The organism is Enterobacter oligotrophicus (genome assembly GCF_009176645.1).
GTDB lineage: Bacteria > Pseudomonadota > Gammaproteobacteria > Enterobacterales > Enterobacteriaceae > Enterobacter > Enterobacter oligotrophicus.
This window is the reverse complement of sequence record NZ_AP019007.1, coordinates 84,461-102,887: the sequence shown is the minus strand read 5'-3', so window position 1 is coordinate 102,887 and position 18,427 is coordinate 84,461. Positions and strand designations below refer to the sequence as shown.

Here is an 18,427-nt window from a genome sequence, read left to right as displayed (position 1 = left end):
GACTTTGGTTAGTTTATTGCGAAGGCTTTCGCATCTATTATAAATAAAAATATTATTCAGGAATTTCCATGGCTAAACCCATCATTACCCTGAACGGGCTTAAAATTGTCATTATGCTGGGCATGCTGGTGGTCATTTTGACCGGCGTCCGCTTTGCGGCCGACATTATTGTGCCCTTTATCCTGGCGCTGTTTATCGCCGTGATCCTTAACCCTCTGGTGCAGCGCATGGTGCGGCTGCGCGTGCCGCGCGTACTGGCGATATCAGTGCTTATCAGCGTCATAATTATCGCGATGGTACTGCTGGTGGCCTACCTGGGCACGTCCCTGAACGAGCTGGCGCGCACCCTGCCCAAGTACCGTTCATCGCTGGCGATCCCTCTGTTGCAAATTGAACCCTGGCTGCAGCGGGCAGGCATTGAGGTGTCCGTTGATGAGATGCTGAAATATATCGACCCAAACGCTGCAATGACGATCGTTACCAGCCTGCTGGCACAGCTGTCCAATGCCATGACCTCCATTTTCCTGCTGTTTTTGACGGTCGTGTTTATGCTGCTGGAAGTGCCACAACTGCCCGCGAAGCTGCAGCAGATCATGGTTCGCCCGGTGGAAGGAATGGGAGCGATTCAGCGCGCACTGGACAGCGTCTCGCGCTATCTGGTGTTAAAAACCGCCATTAGCCTGGTGACGGGGATAGTCGTCTGGGGCATGCTTGTCGCACTGGATGTCCGGTTTGCGTTCGTCTGGGGATTGCTCGCCTTCGCACTCAACTATATTCCCAATATTGGCTCCGTACTGGCCGCGATCCCGCCGATCCTTCAGGTACTGGTTTTCAGCGGGTTTTACGATGCCCTCGTTCTGCTGGCGGGCTATCTGATCATTAACCTTGTGTTCGGGAACATTCTGGAGCCGCGCATGATGGGCCGCGGGCTGGGGCTTTCCACCCTTGTGGTATTCTTGTCCCTGATTTTCTGGGGCTGGCTGCTTGGCCCTGTCGGCATGCTGCTTTCTGTCCCGCTGACCATCATTGTAAAAATTGGCCTTGAGCAAACGGCAGGCGGGCAAAGTATCGCTGTCTTATTGAGCGATATGGATCATCACTAGCGCTCCATCACCAGCATGGGTTTGCCGATCCTGCCAGCTTCACGATACGCACTCAGCGCCCTCTGCCATTCCGTCAGAGGGTACAGCGCGACATCGCTGTACTGGCTGGCACGCAGCTTAGGCCAGATACGATGAAACTCCGCCTGCCACGCCTCCACGCTTAGCGCATCCAGATAGTTGCGTATATGAAACCACTCCACGCGTGGCAACGCCCGCTGCTGCCGGAACGTCTGTCCGGAGAGCAAGCCGTAGCAGACAAAAATGCCCTGTTCCGGCATTACGCTCAGGATCGTTTCCGCCAGTTTGCCGCCTGTGGCGTCGTACACCACATCAGCTCGCGCGGCGATGTCCCGTACTCCTGCCGTATCATGTTGTGCAATCGGGATAATGCCCATGGCACTCAGCCGTTCAGCATGGACGGATGAACGATGAATACCATATACCGCCGCGGCCCCCGCCAGGCGTGCCCACTGTCCGAGTAAAATGGCACAGTCAGATCCGGCGGCCGTGAGCAGCACGCGTTTTCCCTGCGGCGAATAGCGGGCCAGCATCATCTGCGCGGCCAGCGGGTTGATATAGGCCCGTGCAGCAAGGTGCGGGTCGATATCCTCCGGGACGGGGATCGCATACTCTGCCGGGCAATCCACATAGCGCTGCCAGGTTCCCTGCCCCCGTAGCGGCAAAACGCGTGTACCCGGCAGGTGCGCGAACGCCGCAGGGGCATCGGTCACAATGCCAACCCCTTCATAGCCTGCTATTGCCGGTAGCGGCGTCCGGTGACGATACGCGCCGGTAATGGGAATAAGGTCGGATGCATTGACCGGAGAAAAGAGCATGCGCACGCGGAGGTTCCCCGTCTGGCGCGCATCAGGCGTGGAGATTTCAGGCTGCAAAACGGTTTCTGGCTCGCCAAAACGGCGATACCAGAGGGCGAGATTATTCATTGCGATCGCGCCAGCCCATTTCGGGCGCAACATGCTTCAGAATGGATTCAATAACATGCGCGTTGTAATCGACACCCAGCTGATTCGGGACGGTCAGCAATAACGTATCCGCTTCGGCAATGGCTTCGTCCTGTTTCAGTTGTTCGATCAGCTTGTCGGGTTCTGCAGCATAGCTGCGTCCGAAAATCGCGCGTGTCTTCTCATCAAGGAAACCGACGCTGTCACTGTCGTCCCGGCCAGAGCCGAAATACATCCGATCGCGATCGTTCATCAGGGCAAAAATGCTGCGGCTGACGGAGACGCGTGGTTGACGCGAATGCCCGGCTTCCGCCCAGGCCTGCCGATACGCGCGGATCTGTTTTGCCTGCTGAATATGGAAAGGTTCGCCAGTTTCATCGTCTTTCAGCGTTGAGCTTTGCAGGTTCATGCCCAGCGTTGCGGCCCAGACGGCCGTCGCGTTCGATCCCGCTCCCCACCAGATACGATCGCGCAGGCCTTCAGAGTGTGGCTCCAGACGCAGCAGCCCCGGCGGGTTCGGGAACATGGGTTGTGGATTGGGTTTGGCAAAGCCTTCACCGCGCAGTACCTCCAGCAGCACCTCAGTATGGCGGCGCGCCATATCTGATTCGCTTTCACCTTCCTGCGGTACATAACCGAAGTGACGCCAGCCATCGATCACCTGCTCCGGTGAGCCACGGCTGATACCCAGTTGCAGACGTCCCCCGGCGATCAAATCCGCTGCACCCGCCTCTTCCGCCATGTACATCGGATTTTCATAACGCATATCAATAACGCCCGTACCAATTTCGATACGTTTGGTTTTTGCGCCTGCCGCGGCCAGCAGCGGAAACGGCGAGCTGAGCTGACGGGCAAAATGGTGCACACGAAAATACGCGCCGTCTGCACCCAACTCTTCGGCAGCCACAGCCAGATCGATGGATTGCAGCAGCGTATCGGCAGCCGAGCGGGTGGCAGACTGCGCCGACGGCGTCCAGTGGCCAAATGACAAAAATCCGATCTTTTTCATAATCATTTATCCTGATTCTGCTTCGGGTTCCCTCACTTTACGCATTACCTGAGGAGAATAAATGCCCTTTATTTCACTGATTGCATCAAATAAATTGACTGAAATACGCAGCCTGCGCCCCGGACGCAAATCAGGCGGCTCCGGTCACCAGCCCGAGATACGCATTTACCGCTTCACCCGGTTCCTGTTCCCGACTGATCAGCACCAGGTTAGCGGTTAAGTCTGGCTCGTTCAGAGGACGATAGACCAGGCCCGGAATATGTACCTGCTGTAAAGGTGCAGGAACCAATGCCAGCCCCAACCCGGTGGCCGCCATAGCCAGAATGCTCAGCGTGCTGCCGGAACGATACGCGACCTGACACGCTTCCCCAAGCCTGCGGGTCAGCATAATAAACAGATGTTCATGGGCGTCGTGAGCGTCATAAAGAATAAGCGGATGCCCGGCGAGCATGTCGATCGTTAAGGATGCCTGCTGTGTGAGAGGATGATCCTCCGTCATTGCCACAAGGATTTCCCAGTCTCCGATGCGCCTGACGGCAATATCCGGAGCCGAAACGTTGCTATGCGCTGGCGTATAGCCGATGTCCAGATGCCCGCCACGGATCGCCTCGACCTGCTCCTGCGGGCCGACTTCCTGAATCATCAGTTCTGCATCTGGAAAGCGCCGGTGAAAAAGACGCAGATCGGCCACCAGTTTTCCGCTAAAGATGGCGTTCCCGGCAAATCCAACCCTCACCCGCCCCGTTTCCCCGCGCATGGCGCGTTCTACGGTGAGGCGGGTGTGCTCTGCCTGCTCAAGCGTTCGTCGGGCTTCGGTCTGCAGGAGGATGCCAGCATCAGTCAACTCAACCCGGCGACTGGTACGTACAAACAGCGCCCCGCCCAGTTCAGCCTCAAGCGCTTTGATTTGCATACTGAGCGCAGGCTGAACGATGTTAAGTCTCTCCGCTGCGCGACCGAAGTGCCCCTCTTCGGCGACGGCTAAAAAGTAACGCAGGTGGCGCAGTTCCATACCTTACTCCGGTTATCATTAAAAATGATTGATCAGTAATATCTATATATTTCAGTTTATCCTGTTTTCGCGGCAAACTGAATTCAGTCAACCAACAGGAGCTATCACAATGCATAATCACGATGACGACCGACAGCAGCTTAACGATCTGATGAATGGCTGGATGCACCGCGATTTAGGTGAATGGGAACCGCTACGCAACCTTTTCCACCCAGACGGCACCATTGAAATCACGTGGTTTGAAGGGCTGGCGAGCGAGTTTGTCAATGGCTCAATGCGCATGGGGGCCTCGGATTTGCGCACCAAACACATGATCGGAATGCCCGCAGTGACGTTCAATGACAGCGGTAATAAGGCTATCCTCGAAACGAATGCCATCATCATCGCTGAGAACGTCAAACTGAATATTGGCTGTGAATGCCACAATCGTTTTTATGATCTGGCGGAAAAAAGAGAGGGTGTGTGGAAGCTGTTTCACCGCCAGAGTATTTACGATATGGGCACATTTACGTTCCCGTTCGGCCCGGTCGGGATTGACCAGCACATTGTTGCAAAATACCCGCGTGAATATGCAGCACTGGCTTATTTACTGGAACAGAGCGGATTTCCACTCGGGCGTGTATTTGCCACACGCGGCAGTGAGCTGGAAGCAAAAATGAAAGCCGGGGGCCGTCGCTGGTTGTCTGCCTGACGCCGGAGGGGCACGCCAGCCCTCTCCTTCTCCGCCGTTATGGGATATATTGTCACTTATCTTTTTATGACAGGTAATACCGACAATGGCTCTGATCCCCAAAAACTACGCGCGGCTTGAAAGTGGCTACCGTGAGAAAGCACTCAAAATCTATCCCTGGGTTTGTGGGCGCTGCTCACGGGAGTTTGTTTATTCAAATCTGCGTGAGTTAACCGTTCATCATATCGACCACGACCATACCAATAACCCGGAAGATGGCAGTAACTGGGAATTATTGTGTCTGTATTGCCACGATCACGAACATTCTAAGTACACCGAAGCCGATCAGTACGGCACCACCGTTGTGGCGGGAGAAGACGCGCAAAAAGAGGTGGGTGCCGCCACGTATAATCCTTTTGCTGATCTGAAGGCGATGATTGGTAAGAAGAAATAATGCAGCCATGACGCGGGTGGCAGCAAGTAACGCCTTGAACTTTCACAAATATACATTTATTTACATTTAACTTACAGAATTACCTGCATGCGATAAAGCAAATAATTATCATTGCCATTCTTATTTGAATGATTTGCATAAAACAACAACGACTGGCAGGTAAAATCATGCTTCTTAATGGCAGGGGTAACTACGGGAAAACGCCCGCACGGGCGATGTATAAACCGTTTTCTTTTTCACTTCTTGCGCTGGCGATGCAGGCCGTGATGCATCCGGCGCAGGCGGCTGAGAACAAAAACGAACAAGAGATGGTGGTCTACGGCGAGGCAAATGCGAGCGCCGATCAGCAACAGGATTACGCGGTGAAAACCACGCGTGCCGGAACGAAAATGCTGCTGGCACCGCGCGATGTCCCACAGTCCGTTAGCGTGGTGACGCGCCAGCGTATTCAGGACCAGAATCTGCAAACCGTCGACGAGGTGCTGACGAATACTACCGGCATTTCGTCGCAGCAATTCGACAGTGAGCGCTCAAGCTATTTTTCTCGCGGCTTTGAAATTACGAATTTCGCCTATGATGAGATCCCGACGTCAATGGGTGACGCATGGAACTTCGGAGATGCGGAGGAAGATACGGCAATTTACGAACGCATCGAAGTGGTGCGCGGCGCAACCGGCCTGATGACGGGTGCAGGCGATCCGGGTGCAACGGTGAACATGGTGCGCAAACGCGCCGGGAGTAAAACCTTCACCGGCAACGTCAGCGCAAGCTACGGTAGCTGGAATAAACAGCGTTACGTGGGCGACGTCTCTGCGCCGCTGAATACCGACGGCAGCCTTCGCGGACGCGTGGTTGCGGGTTATCAGGATCAGGACAGCTGGCTGGATCGGTACGGTAAGCGCAAGAAGTTTCTCTATGGCGTCGTTGAAGCCGACCTTACTGACCACACAACCGCCTCGCTGGGCTGGGATTATCAGCAAACGAATACCGCTAACCCGACCTGGGGCGGTTTACCCAGCCTGTACAGCAACGGCACTCGCACCCATTACGATCGCAACGTCAATACCTCGGCGAACTGGACCGGGTATACCGTCGAGTCGCGTAAAGTGTTCGCTAACCTCACCCACAACTGGGATAACGGCTGGTCATTCCGTTTCAACGGGACCCACGGTGAACAAACCTTTAACGACACGCTGCTTTATATTATGGGCAACCCGGACGCCAGCACCGGCGAAGGGGCATCCGGCTGGGGGAGTAAGGATCGCGGCAAGCGCACCGTGGACTCTTTCGACACTTACGCCAGCGGTCCTTTCGCACTGCTCGGCCGTCAGCATCAGTTGATGGCGGGTGCCAGCTACAGCCGCCAGCATAACGCCACATTCAGTAAAGACGGACCGATGGATAGCGACCAGATCGGTATCTTTAACAATAACTGGAACGGTCGCGTTACTGAACCTGAGTGGGGCGACTGGTATCTGAACTCAGATGATATCGTGCGGCAAAAATCGGCATACACGGCGGCACGCTTCTCGCTGGCTGATCCCCTGTCGCTGATTGTTGGTGCACGCTATACCCAGTACAGTTCTGACGGTAGCAGCGGCGATATGCGTAAATACAACACCACACCTTATGGCGGCCTGGTGTATGACATTAACGACAGCCTTTCCGCTTACGCCAGCTATACCTCGATTTTCGCCCCGCAAACCAAACGCACTAAAGACGGTGCCTGGCTGTCGCCAGTAACCGGGAAAAACTATGAAACTGGTCTGAAAGCTGACTGGATGGATGGTCGCCTGACGACTAACGTTGCTCTTTTCCGCATTGAACAGGAGAACGCGGCGGAGGCCATCAGCGGTGAATTCGTCAACGGTTCCAGCGAACAGGCGTACCGCGCCACAAAAGGTGCGGTGAGCAAAGGCGCGGAATTTGAAGTGAACGGTGCCGTCACCGATAACCTGCAGTTGACTTTCAGCGCCACCAGATACGTTGCCCGTGATTCGGATGGCCGCTTCAACAGCTTCGCCCCGCAGACACAGCTGAAGCTATTCAGCCGCTATCGTGTGCCGGTGCTTCCTGACCTCACCGTAGGCGGTGGCGTTAACTGGCAGAACCGGGTGTATACAGATGTCACCGGCCCGGATGGAGAGACCCAACGCCTGTATCAGGGAAGCTACCCGTTGGTTGATCTGTTCGCACAATATCATCTGACTAAACAGCTGGCGGTGCAGGCTAACGTCAGAAACCTGTTCGATCGGGAATACTACTCTTATCTTGATGACTCCGCGGTTTATGGCGAACCGCGTAGCGTCTCGGTGAGCATGAGCTACGCCTTCTGACCGAATCGTCTCACGTTGACGCCCTGTGCCACAGGGCGTCGCGACATCCCTGGGCACAAAGCCAGCGACATCGTCATCCTCTACCTCACGACCAACAACTCCTCATATCTCGTCGTATACGCCGGTGACAGCATTTCGCGCTTCATCGCCCAGGGTTTCTCAATCCCCTGCCCGGCAAACCACACCTTCCCTCTCCCGGAGTGATTCAGGCTGTCGATCATCTCCATCAAAGCTGCACTGTTTGCGCGCGGACGACTGTCATCAAACAAGTTGAGCTGTGCAACGCCACTACTGAAAAAATCCGCCAGCATCACCCCTGCCTTCATATAGCGATATCCGTCAACCCATATACGCTCCAGAGCGCTGGTCGCGGCCCGCACAATGTCGCGCGTATCATTTGACGGCGTCAGCAGGATCGCCGAGGCCTGGTTGCCGTAATACACTTCATTGTCTGCGTGCGGGCTGGTGCGCAGAAACACGCTAATAAGACGACAATACTGGCGCTCACCGCGCAGCTTTTCCGCCGCGCGTTCAGCGTAAGCGCAAATGGCCTGATGCATCTCAACGTATTCCGTAATGCGGTATCCGAAAGAGCGGCTACAGACAATCTGCTGTTTGGTCGGGCTAAACTCTTCCAGTTCAAGACAGCGTTCACCGCGAAGCTCGCGCGCCGTGCGCTCCAGAACGACATTAAAATGCTTTCGGATCACCCACAACGAGCTTTTTGCCAGGTCCAGCGCGGTGATTATTCCCATAGCGTTAAGTTTTTTCGTGATGCGTCGCCCGACGCCCCACACCTCTTCCACCGGAACAATCGCCAGCAATTTTCGCTGCCGCTCGCGATCCGAGAGATCAACCACCCCGCCGGTGCCTCGCCATTTTTTTGCCGCATGGTTAGCCAGTTTTGCCAGCGTCTTCGTTGGCGCAATCCCCACGCCAACGTGTAGTCCGGTGTTTTTAAACACCTGATTACGCATTTGCTGGCCAAACGCTTGCAGCGGCATACAGTTATTGATGCCGGAGACATTCACAAACGCCTCATCGATGGAGTAGATCTCTATCGCCGGGGCGAGATCGGTCAACGTCTGCATCACGCGGCTGCTGAGATCGGCATACAGCGCATAGTTTGAACTAAAGACGTACACCCGCGAAGGATAGCCCTTCTCCTTGAATTTAAAGTACGGTTCACCCATTTTTATGCCGAACTGCTTTGCCTCCTTCGAAAGTGAAATAATGCAGCCGTCGTTATTGGACACCACGACGATAGGCTTTCCTTTCAGATCGGGGCGAAACACCGTCTCACAGGAGGCGTAGAAACTATTGACATCAACCAGCGCGAACATGTTTATGCGTTTTGAGCGTATGGGTGACGACACCGAAGATCTGCAACTCTTCTTCAGACTGAAACGTAATAGGCTGATAGCGGGCATTGTGCGGAACCAGCCTCAGCACCGGACGGGTTTGTAGCTCTTTCACCGTAAATTCTCCGGCCACGGCTGCCACAACGATATCGCCATGCCCGGCGTCCAGTGAACGATCGACCACCAGCAGGTCGCCGTCGCCAATCCCTGCCCCGATCATGGAATCCCCGCTGACCTTCACAAAGTACGTCGCGCTGGGATGCCTTACCGCCAGCCGGTTAAGATCGAGACGATCTTCAATATAATCCTGCGCCGGGCTTGGAAAGCCACAGGCAACGCGCTCGACAAACAGCGGTAATTCAACGTATTGCCGGGGGTGATAAGAAAAGAGAGTGCTCATAAATGCCTTTCCTGCTTTGTACTGTATATAAATACAGTATTACGGATTGCTGGCAGGGATCAAGGCACTTTCCGGACTTACAACGCAAACGTATTGAACTCTGAGGAGATTTAATTCAGGCATCTGACCCGGCACACCATGCCGGGTCAGGTATGGTCAGCAGGTAAACGCTTTATCCTTCGCAAGCAAGAAAGGCCGTAAATAGGCGACCGTACTGGATAGCGGAATGACGTCGTCACTCAGTTTAACGTTAAGCACGTCAACGATATACCGCTTACGGGTTTCGATGCGCGCCCAAAGTTCAGGCCAGGCACGCCGGATCTCAGCCTGAAGTTCACGATCCGCCAGGGCAATACTCTCCTCAGCGCTGGTGCCCGTATATCCCTTCACGGACGGAATAATATCGATCTGCAGGATCATGCCGCTTTTTAGCGTTTGTGTAGAGTGTTTAAAAATGGGGGATGACATCCACTCTTCGTCGGCGCTGAGATGGCCCGGATTCAGATGCCAGCCGTATTTCTCTTTAGGAAGAACATTCTCAATAAGTGAATATATTTCGCCACCTTTCATGCCGATGTGGATATTTTCAAGCCACGTCACGATGGCAGCGAAATAAGGTTTTGCTACACGATTGAGATAATCTTTCTGCGTTGTCGGCAGCTCACTTTCGTCGGCAATGATGAACCCGGTACGGCTGGATAATCCGCCTTTAAAACCGGTAGTCATGGAAAGCGGTTGACCTCGTTGCAATGGCTTGTATGTCGGATAAAGATTCGCTTTTTCAAAGCGTTGCCCGGCTGCCGCGATGGTCACGACCGTATTGTACTGGCCTTCCGCCGTAAGATAATGGCCTAACTCTGCCTCGCGAATACCTGGCTCAACGGCATTCATGGCGTTCAGCATGCAGGTCGAGGCGAGGTTTGCGCCATACTCGTAGTGCGCGATTTCGTTGGCGTTATTAGTGATACGCGCGCCCTTATCTCCGCCAATAAAAAGATGCGCGGCGTTTTCAATGACCGCACCGGCAGAAACACTGTTTCTGATGGCATCAACAATAAAACAGGGTAAATCAAAGAACTGCTTATTATCTGCGTGGGTCGCGGTAAACATTTTCCAGCCCACTAACCCAATGCGCGCCAGGTTTTGCAGACCCAGTTCATGGAATAACGCTTCCAGTGGTTTTTCGTTATCCATTGGCTGATTGGGCAATGAGAAATAAGGGCTATGCTTCAGCGCCACCGGAATGCGCGAATGCGCCGCCATTTTGAGATTTTCATTGCCGAGAATAACGGCCGCCTCCCCGCTCTTCTTCAGAACCAGCAGTCCCTCTTCAAAACGAGGAATAAAACCGGTCAGATATTCGAAATTGCTGCCGTGCTCTTTGTCGGCATAAATAATCAGCGCGTCAAACCCTTCAGCCTTCATGCCTATAAGAAGTTTGTCTTTACGTGTCTGAATGGTGGCATCCGAGAGCGGCACGGGCGGCACATCCGGAAATCCCTGTGGCGCGGGTATGGCCTGCAACTTCACTGTCTTAAAATCCATATTCTATCCTTCACGTTTGGATGGTAGCCGTCAGAACGACCAGATGGGGTATGCAGAAACACAAAGCCCGGATGCTCCCGTCGGGCTTTGCCCATGCAGTGGTTAATCTACCAGCGAATTCAGCGTAGCAAGCGCGTCAGGTGGCAACACCAGATCTGCCGCAGCCAGGTTTTGCCGCAGATGCGCCACGGATGATGTGCCGGGGATCAGCAGAATATTCGGCGAACGCTGCAGCAGCCATGCCAGCGCGACCTGCATTGCCGTTGCGCCCAGCGAATCTGCAACCGCCTGCAGTCCGGAAGATTGTAGCGGTGTAAACCCGCCCAGCGGGAAGAACGGCACATACGCAATCCCCTGCTGCGCAAGCGAATCAACCAGCGCGTCATCGCCGCGATTCACAATGTTGTACATGTTCTGTACGCAAACAACGGACACGATCTTCTGCGCTTCCGCGACCTGAGCAGCGGTTACGTTGCTCAGCCCGATATGGCGGACCAGCCCCTGCTGCTGCAGCTCCGCGAGCGTCGTCAGCGGCTCTGCAATCGATCCTTCTGCCGGGCCGTGCGTACTAAACATGATCCGCAAATTGACCACGTCCAGCACATCCAGCGCCAGATTACGCAGGTTGTCATGCACCGCCTGCGTCAGCTCTTGCGGCGAAAAGGCGGGTAGCCAGGAAGCATCATCGCCACGCCGGGCACCAATCTTGGTCACAATAGTCAAATCGTCCCGATACGGATGAAGTGCCTCGCGAATAAGCTGATTGGTGACATGTGGGCCGTAAAAATCACTGGTATCAATGTGATTAACGCCCGACGCCACCGCCTCGCGGAGCACCGCCAGCGCCGCCTCTTTATCCTTCGGCGGGCCGAAAACCCCAGGCCCGGCAAGCTGCATCGCACCATAGCCGAGCCGCTTAACAGTTCGAGTTCCTAAGGCATATGTTCCGCTTTTATCAGTGCTACTCATGTCGACCTTCCTCATAAAAATGATCCGGATTTACAACAGGTTCCGTGACGGAACCATTAGTTAAGCAATAGTTAAATTAAAGTTTAATTTCGCTACGACGATAGTAGTTGTGTAACCCCTGCCTCTATAACGGACGACCGCTATGCTGAAAAATCTGCACGTGATTACCGGTATTATCTTTGCTCTCACCATATTCTGTCTGCTGCAAGTTGTCACGGGAGGGTTGTTCTACTCCGCCGTTAACAACGATCGCCATAATTTCCAGAACTCCGGCGTTCTGAATGCCCAGCAGGAAAGCCTGAGCGACAGCGTCAATACACTGGTCAAAACACGCGTTACCATCACACGCGTGGCGATCCGCTACCTGAAAAACCAGCGCGATCCTGCCTCCCTGGCTGCTATCAACACGCTGCTGGGTACGGCCAGTGAGTCCCTGACTAAAGCCGAAGCCTATAACAAAGACTGGCAGAAAATGCCGCAGGTTAACGGCCAAAACGCGGCATTAACCGAGGAGATGCAGAAATCCTGGAATCAGATGCATGAAGTGATGCGTCTGTCGATTGAGTATCTGCGTGCAGACAATTATCAGGCGTATGGCGACCTGGATGCCCAGCAGGCGCAGGATGATATGGAAGCGGTCTACAACCGCTGGCGCGCCGAAAACAACACGTTACTTAAAGCTGCCGCCGAAGAAAATCAGAGCAGCTTTACCCAGATGCAGTGGACGCTGGCAGCCATTTTCCTGGCCGTTATCGCCGTACTGGTGGTGATCTGGCAGGGTTTACAATACCTGCTGTTAAAACCGCTCAAAACCATTATGAACCACATCCGTACCATCGCGGGGGGCGATCTCACGCAAAATGTCGATATCTCTGGCCGCAATGAAATGGGCCAGCTGGCAGCCGGTCTTCATGAGATGCAGCTGTCGCTGGTGAGCACGGTCAGCGCTGTGCGCGGTAGCACTGACGCCATCTACACTGGCGCAGGCGAAATTGCAGCCGGAAGCAATGACCTCTCCGCCCGTACCGAGCAGCAGGCCGCCTCGCTGGAGGAGACCGCCGCCAGCATGGAAGAGCTGACCGCAACGGTTAAGCAGAACTCCGATAACGCCCGACAGGCCACGCTGCTGGCAAAAAATGCCTCTGAAACCGCCGCGCGCGGTGGTCGCGTGGTCGATAACGTTGTTCGCACTATGACCGAAATTGCCGACAGTTCACAGCAAATTGCGCATATTACCGGCGTGATTGACAGCATCGCGTTCCAGACCAACATCCTGGCGCTCAACGCGGCGGTGGAAGCAGCGCGTGCCGGGGAGCAAGGGCGCGGCTTTGCGGTCGTGGCAGGTGAAGTCCGTACTCTGGCCAGCCGCAGTGCGCAGGCCGCGAAAGAGATCAAAGGGCTTATCGAGAACTCCGTCAGCCGGGTAAGTACCGGTTCTGAGCAGGTGAGCGAGGCAGGAGCAACCATGAAGGAGATTGTTGCCGCCGTCACCCGCGTGACCGATATTATGGGCGAGATTTCCTCGGCGTCCGATGAACAGAGCCGGGGTATTGAACAGGTAAGCCTGGCCGTGTCGCAGATGGACAGCGTGACGCAGCAAAACGCCGCGCTAGTGCAACAATCCGCTACGGCCGCTGCCGCACTGGAAGATCAGTCAGAACAGCTGCGTCAGGCCGTGGCGGCATTCCGCCTGAACGTGCAGGAAAACGCCGCCCCGCGCCCGAAAAATACAAAAACACCGCAGCTGTTGCGCCCGGCCACGGTCAGTGCGTCAGGCGACAATAACTGGGAAACGTTCTAAACCGTGTCGTCAACGGCTGCGCTTGGCGTGCCGTTCCCAGTTCTCCTGTTTCGCTTCGTCGGATTTTCGCAGTGAAACATAGCAAGCCCCGCTGCCGCCGTGATGCGGCAGCGCCACACAGAACGCCTGCACTTCTTCGAACTCGGTTAACCAGCGTGCCAGATAGCTGCGCACGACATTAGGATGCGAATTCTGCTCGCGCCCTTTCCCGTGAATAATGATCAGGTTTCGTAACCCGTCACGACTGGCCTGACGGATAAAGGCGTACAGCATCTGGCGACAGCGTTCGGCGGGCTGTCGCAACAGGTTTAAGCTCGCCTGACGGGAATATTTACCGGAACGTAGCTTATCAATAACGCCCTGCTGAACGCCTTCGCGCTGGAACGCCAGCGGCTCTTCAAGCGGCAATAACTCCAGGAAACCCAGGGTCAGAAAGTTGTCGAGCTGTTCGGTATCGATGTCCTGGCGGGTCCGGGTATTACGACTTTGCTGCCAGTGGATATCCGTGCAACGTTTCAGGGGCTGGACATCTTCCATGGCGTCAAGAAAAAGTGATTTGTCGTCAGGGTTCATGGAAATCCTCCGGCTACATCTGAGCCTGTACTATACCTGCGGCAGCGATGGGCCTCAATAACGGGCTGGCGTCACACGCAGTGAACAAATATTACGCTGATAAAAATAAAAGCGTGTGCCCGAAATTTAAACCACCCTTAACTAAAATTTCAGCCAGGATAACATACAAAATTTAAGTTAAAATTTCGTGAAATCAATCACTCCAGTGACTTTCATTTTGACCGAAAACTGTTATAACTACATTAACCTGCCTAATGGATATAACACGTGGGCTCCGCGAAAGGACGCACTGCTGTGTGTACTATAGAGTCTGTCTGATGTCGGACAGACTCTGTTTTTTTATTCTTTAATTTTATTGTGAAATTAATTTTCGCGCTTCTCTTCTGAATTGCGTTATTAATGATTCAGCCAGTGGCGTCTGCCGGGAATCACGACGCTGAATTAAATAATAAGCTGCTTTAGGCAGCGATTCGACGACAGGGAGCATCACCAGACGGTGGGCCAGAAGCGGATCACAGCCAAGCTCCTGCGGCAGAATACTCAAGAAATCGCTTTGCGCAACCAGGCTTATACAGGAGGAGAAAGTTTCACAGACGATCCCAATTCGCGGTACTTGTGAAAGATGGCTAAACACATCTTCTAATTGCTTATAATAACTCCCCCGCGGCGTGGGCATGGTCCAGTTATAATGTAAAAGGTCATTAATGGATGTTGTCCCAATGGCCGGATGTCCCTCCCGACAAAATACCGCAAAGGGCTTTTCAAACAGTTTTTCAAAGGTAAATTCGTGGTCGTAAGGTCCCTGATAATAGGTATTAATGGTGAAATCCAGCTCGCCCTGACGTAATTCATTAATCATCGATACCAGTTGCCCTTCCATAATCCGCACGTTGACCTGCGGATGCTGAGCATGAAAGCGCGTAATCACTGCGGGCATTAACGTGCGCGAAACACTGGCTCCCATCCCGATATTGATTTGCCCGGCCAGCTGCCCCTGCTGCTGGCGGATATCATCCTGCGCGGCACGCAGCTCCTCCAGAATCAGTCTGGCGCGCTGATAAAACCCTTCACCGCATTCTGTCAATGCGACGCCCTTACTCCTGCGCACGAAAAGCTGCGCCGCCATTCCCTCTTCCAGCTCTTTGATCGATTTGGTCAATGCGGGTTGCGAGAGATTAAGCGTCCTGCTGGCACCGCGAATACTGCCCTGGCGAGCCACTTCCACAAAGGCGCGAATCTGATGAAATTTAATCTGAAATGACATAGCCCGACCGATAACCGTTGTTTATCAGAGTAAAGAAACTGTCATCTACTTTAATGGAAAGGGATGTGCGAGGGTAATTCCTGAACGGTTAAAACTGTGAAAAAACGGTTAGTGATAAGTAAAAACTATCACAGCGTGAAGCAGTTCACATATTTTAATGATGACAGGAAAAGATATGGATCAACTGGCGCACAACATCCAGACGTTAATGCCGCAACTCACCGCATGGCGTCGTGATTTTCACCATTTCGCTGAATCCGGTTGGGTGGAATTTCGCACGGCGGCAAAAGTCGCGGAGATTTTAGATAACCTGGGTTATGAACTGGCGATGGGCCGCGACGTGATTGACGCGGAAAGCCGGATGGGACTACCGGATGAGGCAACGCTGGCGCAGGAATTTGCCCGTGCCCGTGAACAAGGGGCACCGGAGAAGTGGCTTGCCCCGTTTGAAGGCGGTTTCACCGGGATCGTCGCAACCCTGAACACCGGCCGCCCTGGGCCGACGCTGGCTTTTCGCGTGGATATGGACGCGCTCGATTTGAGCGAAGCCCTTGACGATAGCCACCGCCCGTTCCGGGAAGGCTTTGCTTCGTGTCATCCGGGGATGATGCATGCCTGCGGCCACGATGGTCACACCACCATTGGTCTGGGTCTGGCACAGGTTCTTAAACAGAACGAAGCGCAGCTGAACGGCACGATCAGGCTGATCTTCCAGCCTGCCGAAGAAGGCACGCGCGGCGCGCGGGCAATGGTCGCAGCCGGGGCCCTGGACGGCGTGGACTACTTTACCGCCATTCATATCGGTACTGGCGTCCCTGCCGGAACGGTGATCTGCGGCAGCGATAACTTTATGGCCACCACCAAATTCGACGTGCGGTTTACGGGCGTGGCGGCACACGCAGGCGGCAAGCCGGAAGAGGGTCGTAACGCCCTGCTTGCGGCGGCGCAGGCCGCGCTTGCCCTGCACAGCATTGCCCCGCATAGCGAAGGCGCGTCCCGCGTCAACGTCGGCGTAATGCAGGCGGGCAGCGGGCGTAATGTCGTACCCGCAAACGCACTGCTTAAAGTTGAAACCCGCGGTGAAAGCGAAGCGATCAATCAGTACGTGTTCGAACGTGCGCAATCCGTGATTAACGGCGCAGCAGCACTCTATGGCGTCACAGCAGAGATGCGTCTGATGGGGGCGGCAACATCCAGCGCGCCAACGCCGGCCTGGGTCGACTATCTGCGCGAACAGGCCGGTCAGGTTTCCGGCGTGACGCAGGCGATTGATAAGGTCAAAGCCCCGGCAGGCTCCGAAGATGCCACGCTGATGATGGCTCGCGTGCAGCAGAGCGGCGGAATGGCCTCCTATATGGTGTTTGGCACCGATTTGAGCGCCGGACATCACAACGAAAAATTCGATTTTGACGAGAACATCATGACCGTCGCAGTCGAAACGCTGGCGCGTACTGCGCTCAATTTTCCGTGGACGCGAGGTGTGTAATGCAGGAAAACTACGCTTTTATTGAAGATGCGATCGACACACGATGTCAAACGTTTACCGATATTGCCGACGCGATCTGGGATCATCCTGAAACCCGTTTCGAAGAGTTCTGGTCAGCCGAGCGCCTCGCCAGCGCGCTGGAAGCTGAAGGGTTCACCCTCACGCGCGAAGCGGGCGGCATTCCAAATGCGTTTATTGCCAGCTTCGGCAGCGGGAAACCCGTTATCGCCCTGCTCGGTGAGTACGACGCGCTGGCCGGATTAAGCCAGCAGGCGCACTGCGCTACCGCGCAATCTTCCACGCCGGGCGCGAACGGTCACGGTTGCGGGCACAACCTGTTGGGTACAGCAGCCTTTGCGGGTGCCGTCGCGGTGAAAAGCTGGCTCGAACAACACGGCGGCAGCGGAACGGTGCGCTTTTACGGCTGTCCTGGTGAAGAAGGCGGCTCCGGGAAAACCTTCATGGTGCGCGAGGGGTTGTTCGACGACGTTGATGCCGCTGTTACCTGGCACCCGGAAGCCTTTGCCGGGATGTTTAACGTCAGTACGCTGGCCAATATTCAGGCCGCCTGGCGCTTTCATGGCATAGCGGCTCACGCGGCAAACTCCCCTCACCTGGGACGCAGCGCGCTGGATGCGGTCACGCTGATGACCACTGGCACCAATTTCCTCAACGAACATATTATCGAGAAAGCGCGCGTCCACTACGCCATTACCGATACCGGCGGGATTTCGCCAAACGTGGTGCAGGCCCAGGCCGAGGTGCTGTACCTGATCCGTGCCCCGGAGATGGCCGACGCGCAGCAAATCTATCAACGCATCGAGAAAATCGCCCAGGGTGCGGCGATGATGACCGAAACCACCGTCGAGTGCCGTTTTGATAAAGCCTGCTCCAGTTACCTGCCGAACCGCACGCTCGAAGCGGCAATGTACCGCGCGTTACAACACTACGGTACGCCGGACTGGACAGAAGAAGAACGCGCGTTTGCCCGTGAGATCCGCGCCACGCTGACGCCCAACGACCTGCAAAACAGCCTGAAAAATATTGCCGCAACGGGTGGCGAAGCCGGTAAAGCGTTTGCCCGTCGTCAGCAGGAGACGCTGCTGGTGGACGACGTCGCGCCTTATGCCATCACCGATAACGTGCTGGCAGGTTCAACCGATGTAGGCGATGTCAGCTGGAAGATGCCTGTGGCGCAGTGCTTCAGCCCCTGCTTTACCGTCGGCACGCCGCTGCATACCTGGCAGCTTGTTGCACAGGGGCGCACCTCCATCGCCCATAAAGGCATGCTGCTGGCGGGAAAAGTGTTGGGCGCTACCGCGCTTAATCTGCTGCAGGATGCAGAATTGCTAAACAAATGCCGGGAAGAGTTCGAACAACACATCACAGAAAAACCGTACGTGTGTCCGATCCCACAGGGCGTGACACCGTCACCTTTAAAATAAAAAAACACAACACAACAACACAACAGTCCCGAGGAAC

General features: G+C 54.9%; 16 protein-coding genes. 7 read left to right on the top strand and 9 right to left on the bottom strand.

The annotated features are described in order from the left end of the window. The first annotated feature begins 68 nt into the window (after positions 1–68). The gene (locus EoCCA6_RS00520) at positions 69–1,103 is read left to right on the top strand and encodes an AI-2E family transporter (protein WP_152080968.1); all 1,035 of its coding nucleotides are present in this window, start codon (positions 69–71) and stop codon (positions 1,101–1,103) included. On the opposite strand, the gene EoCCA6_RS00515 is transcribed toward EoCCA6_RS00520, so the two are convergent. The 3 genes from EoCCA6_RS00515 to EoCCA6_RS00505 all read right to left on the bottom strand — a co-directional run bounded on the left by EoCCA6_RS00515 (position 1,100) and on the right by EoCCA6_RS00505 (position 4,086). Beyond that, positions 1,100–2,047: a zinc-dependent alcohol dehydrogenase family protein gene (locus EoCCA6_RS00515; RefSeq protein WP_152080967.1), complete on the bottom strand. Its 948-nt coding sequence runs from the start codon at positions 2,045–2,047 to the stop codon at positions 1,100–1,102. The two genes, EoCCA6_RS00520 and EoCCA6_RS00515, sit on opposite strands and share 4 nt — an antisense overlap. Next, complete coding sequence (locus EoCCA6_RS00510; protein ID WP_152080966.1) at positions 2,040–3,074, bottom strand: LLM class flavin-dependent oxidoreductase; 1,035 nt, start codon at positions 3,072–3,074, stop codon at positions 2,040–2,042. Before EoCCA6_RS00510 ends, EoCCA6_RS00515 begins: the two co-directional genes overlap by 8 nt. 130 nt (positions 3,075–3,204) lie before the next feature. Next, positions 3,205–4,086 carry a LysR substrate-binding domain-containing protein gene (locus EoCCA6_RS00505; RefSeq protein ID WP_152080965.1) on the bottom strand — a complete coding sequence of 294 codons (882 nt, stop codon included), beginning with the start codon at positions 4,084–4,086 and terminating at the stop codon, positions 3,205–3,207. Positions 4,087–4,195: 109 nt separating this feature from the next. Between EoCCA6_RS00505 and EoCCA6_RS00500 the strand changes: the two genes are divergently transcribed. The 3 genes from EoCCA6_RS00500 (at position 4,196) to fhuE (ending at position 7,546) form a co-directional block, all read left to right on the top strand. Beyond that, positions 4,196–4,777, top strand: a complete 582-nt coding sequence (locus EoCCA6_RS00500; RefSeq protein ID WP_152080964.1) for a nuclear transport factor 2 family protein — start codon at positions 4,196–4,198, stop codon at positions 4,775–4,777. Between the two features lie 85 nt (positions 4,778–4,862). Then, the gene (gene yajD, locus EoCCA6_RS00495; RefSeq protein WP_152080963.1) at positions 4,863–5,210 is read left to right on the top strand and encodes an HNH nuclease YajD; all 348 of its coding nucleotides are present in this window, start codon (positions 4,863–4,865) and stop codon (positions 5,208–5,210) included. A gap of 167 nt (positions 5,211–5,377) precedes the next feature. Beyond that, positions 5,378–7,546 carry a ferric-rhodotorulic acid/ferric-coprogen receptor FhuE gene (gene fhuE, locus EoCCA6_RS00490; RefSeq protein ID WP_152080962.1) on the top strand — a complete coding sequence of 723 codons (2,169 nt, stop codon included), beginning with the start codon at positions 5,378–5,380 and terminating at the stop codon, positions 7,544–7,546. 80 nt (positions 7,547–7,626) lie between these two features. Here the strand turns inward: fhuE and umuC are convergent, their stop codons facing one another. The 4 genes from umuC to EoCCA6_RS00470 all read right to left on the bottom strand — a co-directional run bounded on the left by umuC (position 7,627) and on the right by EoCCA6_RS00470 (position 11,821). Further along, positions 7,627–8,889 (bottom strand): translesion error-prone DNA polymerase V subunit UmuC, encoded by a 1,263-nt coding sequence (gene umuC / locus EoCCA6_RS00485; protein ID WP_152080961.1) that lies wholly within the window; start codon positions 8,887–8,889, stop codon positions 7,627–7,629. Then, positions 8,873–9,307, bottom strand: a complete 435-nt coding sequence (umuD, locus tag EoCCA6_RS00480) for a translesion error-prone DNA polymerase V autoproteolytic subunit (RefSeq protein ID WP_152080960.1) — start codon at positions 9,305–9,307, stop codon at positions 8,873–8,875. Before umuD ends, umuC begins: the two co-directional genes overlap by 17 nt. A gap of 156 nt (positions 9,308–9,463) precedes the next feature. Beyond that, positions 9,464–10,852, bottom strand: coding sequence for a M24 family metallopeptidase (locus tag EoCCA6_RS00475; RefSeq protein ID WP_152080959.1), 1,389 nt, complete (start codon positions 10,850–10,852; stop codon positions 9,464–9,466). 102 nt (positions 10,853–10,954) lie between these two features. Continuing rightward, complete coding sequence (locus EoCCA6_RS00470; protein ID WP_152080958.1) at positions 10,955–11,821, bottom strand: aldo/keto reductase family oxidoreductase; 867 nt, start codon at positions 11,819–11,821, stop codon at positions 10,955–10,957. A 142-nt stretch (positions 11,822–11,963) separates the two neighbouring features. Here EoCCA6_RS00470 and tcp point away from each other — a divergent pair, with 142 nt between their 5' ends. Then, positions 11,964–13,622 carry a methyl-accepting chemotaxis citrate transducer gene (gene tcp / locus EoCCA6_RS00465; RefSeq protein WP_152080957.1) on the top strand — a complete coding sequence of 553 codons (1,659 nt, stop codon included), beginning with the start codon at positions 11,964–11,966 and terminating at the stop codon, positions 13,620–13,622. A gap of 9 nt (positions 13,623–13,631) precedes the next feature. Here the strand turns inward: tcp and smrA are convergent, their stop codons facing one another. Continuing rightward, complete coding sequence (gene smrA / locus EoCCA6_RS00460) at positions 13,632–14,195, bottom strand: DNA endonuclease SmrA (protein WP_152080956.1); 564 nt, start codon at positions 14,193–14,195, stop codon at positions 13,632–13,634. Positions 14,196–14,547: 352 nt separating this feature from the next. After that, positions 14,548–15,459, bottom strand: coding sequence for a LysR family transcriptional regulator (locus EoCCA6_RS00455; RefSeq protein ID WP_152080955.1), 912 nt, complete (start codon positions 15,457–15,459; stop codon positions 14,548–14,550). 175 nt (positions 15,460–15,634) lie between these two features. Between EoCCA6_RS00455 and EoCCA6_RS00450 the strand changes: the two genes are divergently transcribed. Next, positions 15,635–16,945 (top strand): M20 family metallo-hydrolase, encoded by a 1,311-nt coding sequence (locus EoCCA6_RS00450; protein ID WP_152080954.1) that lies wholly within the window; start codon positions 15,635–15,637, stop codon positions 16,943–16,945. Further along, positions 16,945–18,390, top strand: a complete 1,446-nt coding sequence (locus EoCCA6_RS00445) for a M20 family metallopeptidase (RefSeq protein WP_152080953.1) — start codon at positions 16,945–16,947, stop codon at positions 18,388–18,390. The genes EoCCA6_RS00450 and EoCCA6_RS00445 overlap by 1 nt, the downstream gene beginning before the upstream one ends. Positions 18,391–18,427: the final 37 nt, after the last annotated feature.

Excerpts from the sequence above, each read along its gene's own strand:
- EoCCA6_RS00475 (WP_152080959.1), bottom strand. The coding sequence starts at position 10,852 with ATGGATTTTAAGACAGTGAAGTTGCAGGCCATACCCGCGCCACAGGGA.
- EoCCA6_RS00510 (WP_152080966.1), bottom strand. The coding sequence starts at position 3,074 with ATGAAAAAGATCGGATTTTTGTCATTTGGCCACTGGACGCCGTCGGCG.
- yajD (WP_152080963.1), top strand. The coding sequence starts at position 4,863 with ATGGCTCTGATCCCCAAAAACTACGCGCGGCTTGAAAGTGGCTACCGT.
- EoCCA6_RS00515 (WP_152080967.1), bottom strand. The coding sequence starts at position 2,047 with ATGAATAATCTCGCCCTCTGGTATCGCCGTTTTGGCGAGCCAGAAACC.
- tcp (WP_152080957.1), top strand. The coding sequence starts at position 11,964 with ATGCTGAAAAATCTGCACGTGATTACCGGTATTATCTTTGCTCTCACC.
- EoCCA6_RS00450 (WP_152080954.1), top strand. The coding sequence starts at position 15,635 with ATGGATCAACTGGCGCACAACATCCAGACGTTAATGCCGCAACTCACC.
- EoCCA6_RS00505 (WP_152080965.1), bottom strand. The coding sequence starts at position 4,086 with ATGGAACTGCGCCACCTGCGTTACTTTTTAGCCGTCGCCGAAGAGGGG.
- umuD (WP_152080960.1), bottom strand. The coding sequence starts at position 9,307 with ATGAGCACTCTCTTTTCTTATCACCCCCGGCAATACGTTGAATTACCG.
- fhuE (WP_152080962.1), top strand. The coding sequence starts at position 5,378 with ATGCTTCTTAATGGCAGGGGTAACTACGGGAAAACGCCCGCACGGGCG.
- EoCCA6_RS00520 (WP_152080968.1), top strand. The coding sequence starts at position 69 with ATGGCTAAACCCATCATTACCCTGAACGGGCTTAAAATTGTCATTATG.
- EoCCA6_RS00470 (WP_152080958.1), bottom strand. The coding sequence starts at position 11,821 with ATGAGTAGCACTGATAAAAGCGGAACATATGCCTTAGGAACTCGAACT.
- EoCCA6_RS00455 (WP_152080955.1), bottom strand. The coding sequence starts at position 15,459 with ATGTCATTTCAGATTAAATTTCATCAGATTCGCGCCTTTGTGGAAGTG.
- umuC (WP_152080961.1), bottom strand. The coding sequence starts at position 8,889 with ATGTTCGCGCTGGTTGATGTCAATAGTTTCTACGCCTCCTGTGAGACG.
- EoCCA6_RS00500 (WP_152080964.1), top strand. The coding sequence starts at position 4,196 with ATGCATAATCACGATGACGACCGACAGCAGCTTAACGATCTGATGAAT.
- smrA (WP_152080956.1), bottom strand. The coding sequence starts at position 14,195 with ATGAACCCTGACGACAAATCACTTTTTCTTGACGCCATGGAAGATGTC.
- EoCCA6_RS00445 (WP_152080953.1), top strand. The coding sequence starts at position 16,945 with ATGCAGGAAAACTACGCTTTTATTGAAGATGCGATCGACACACGATGT.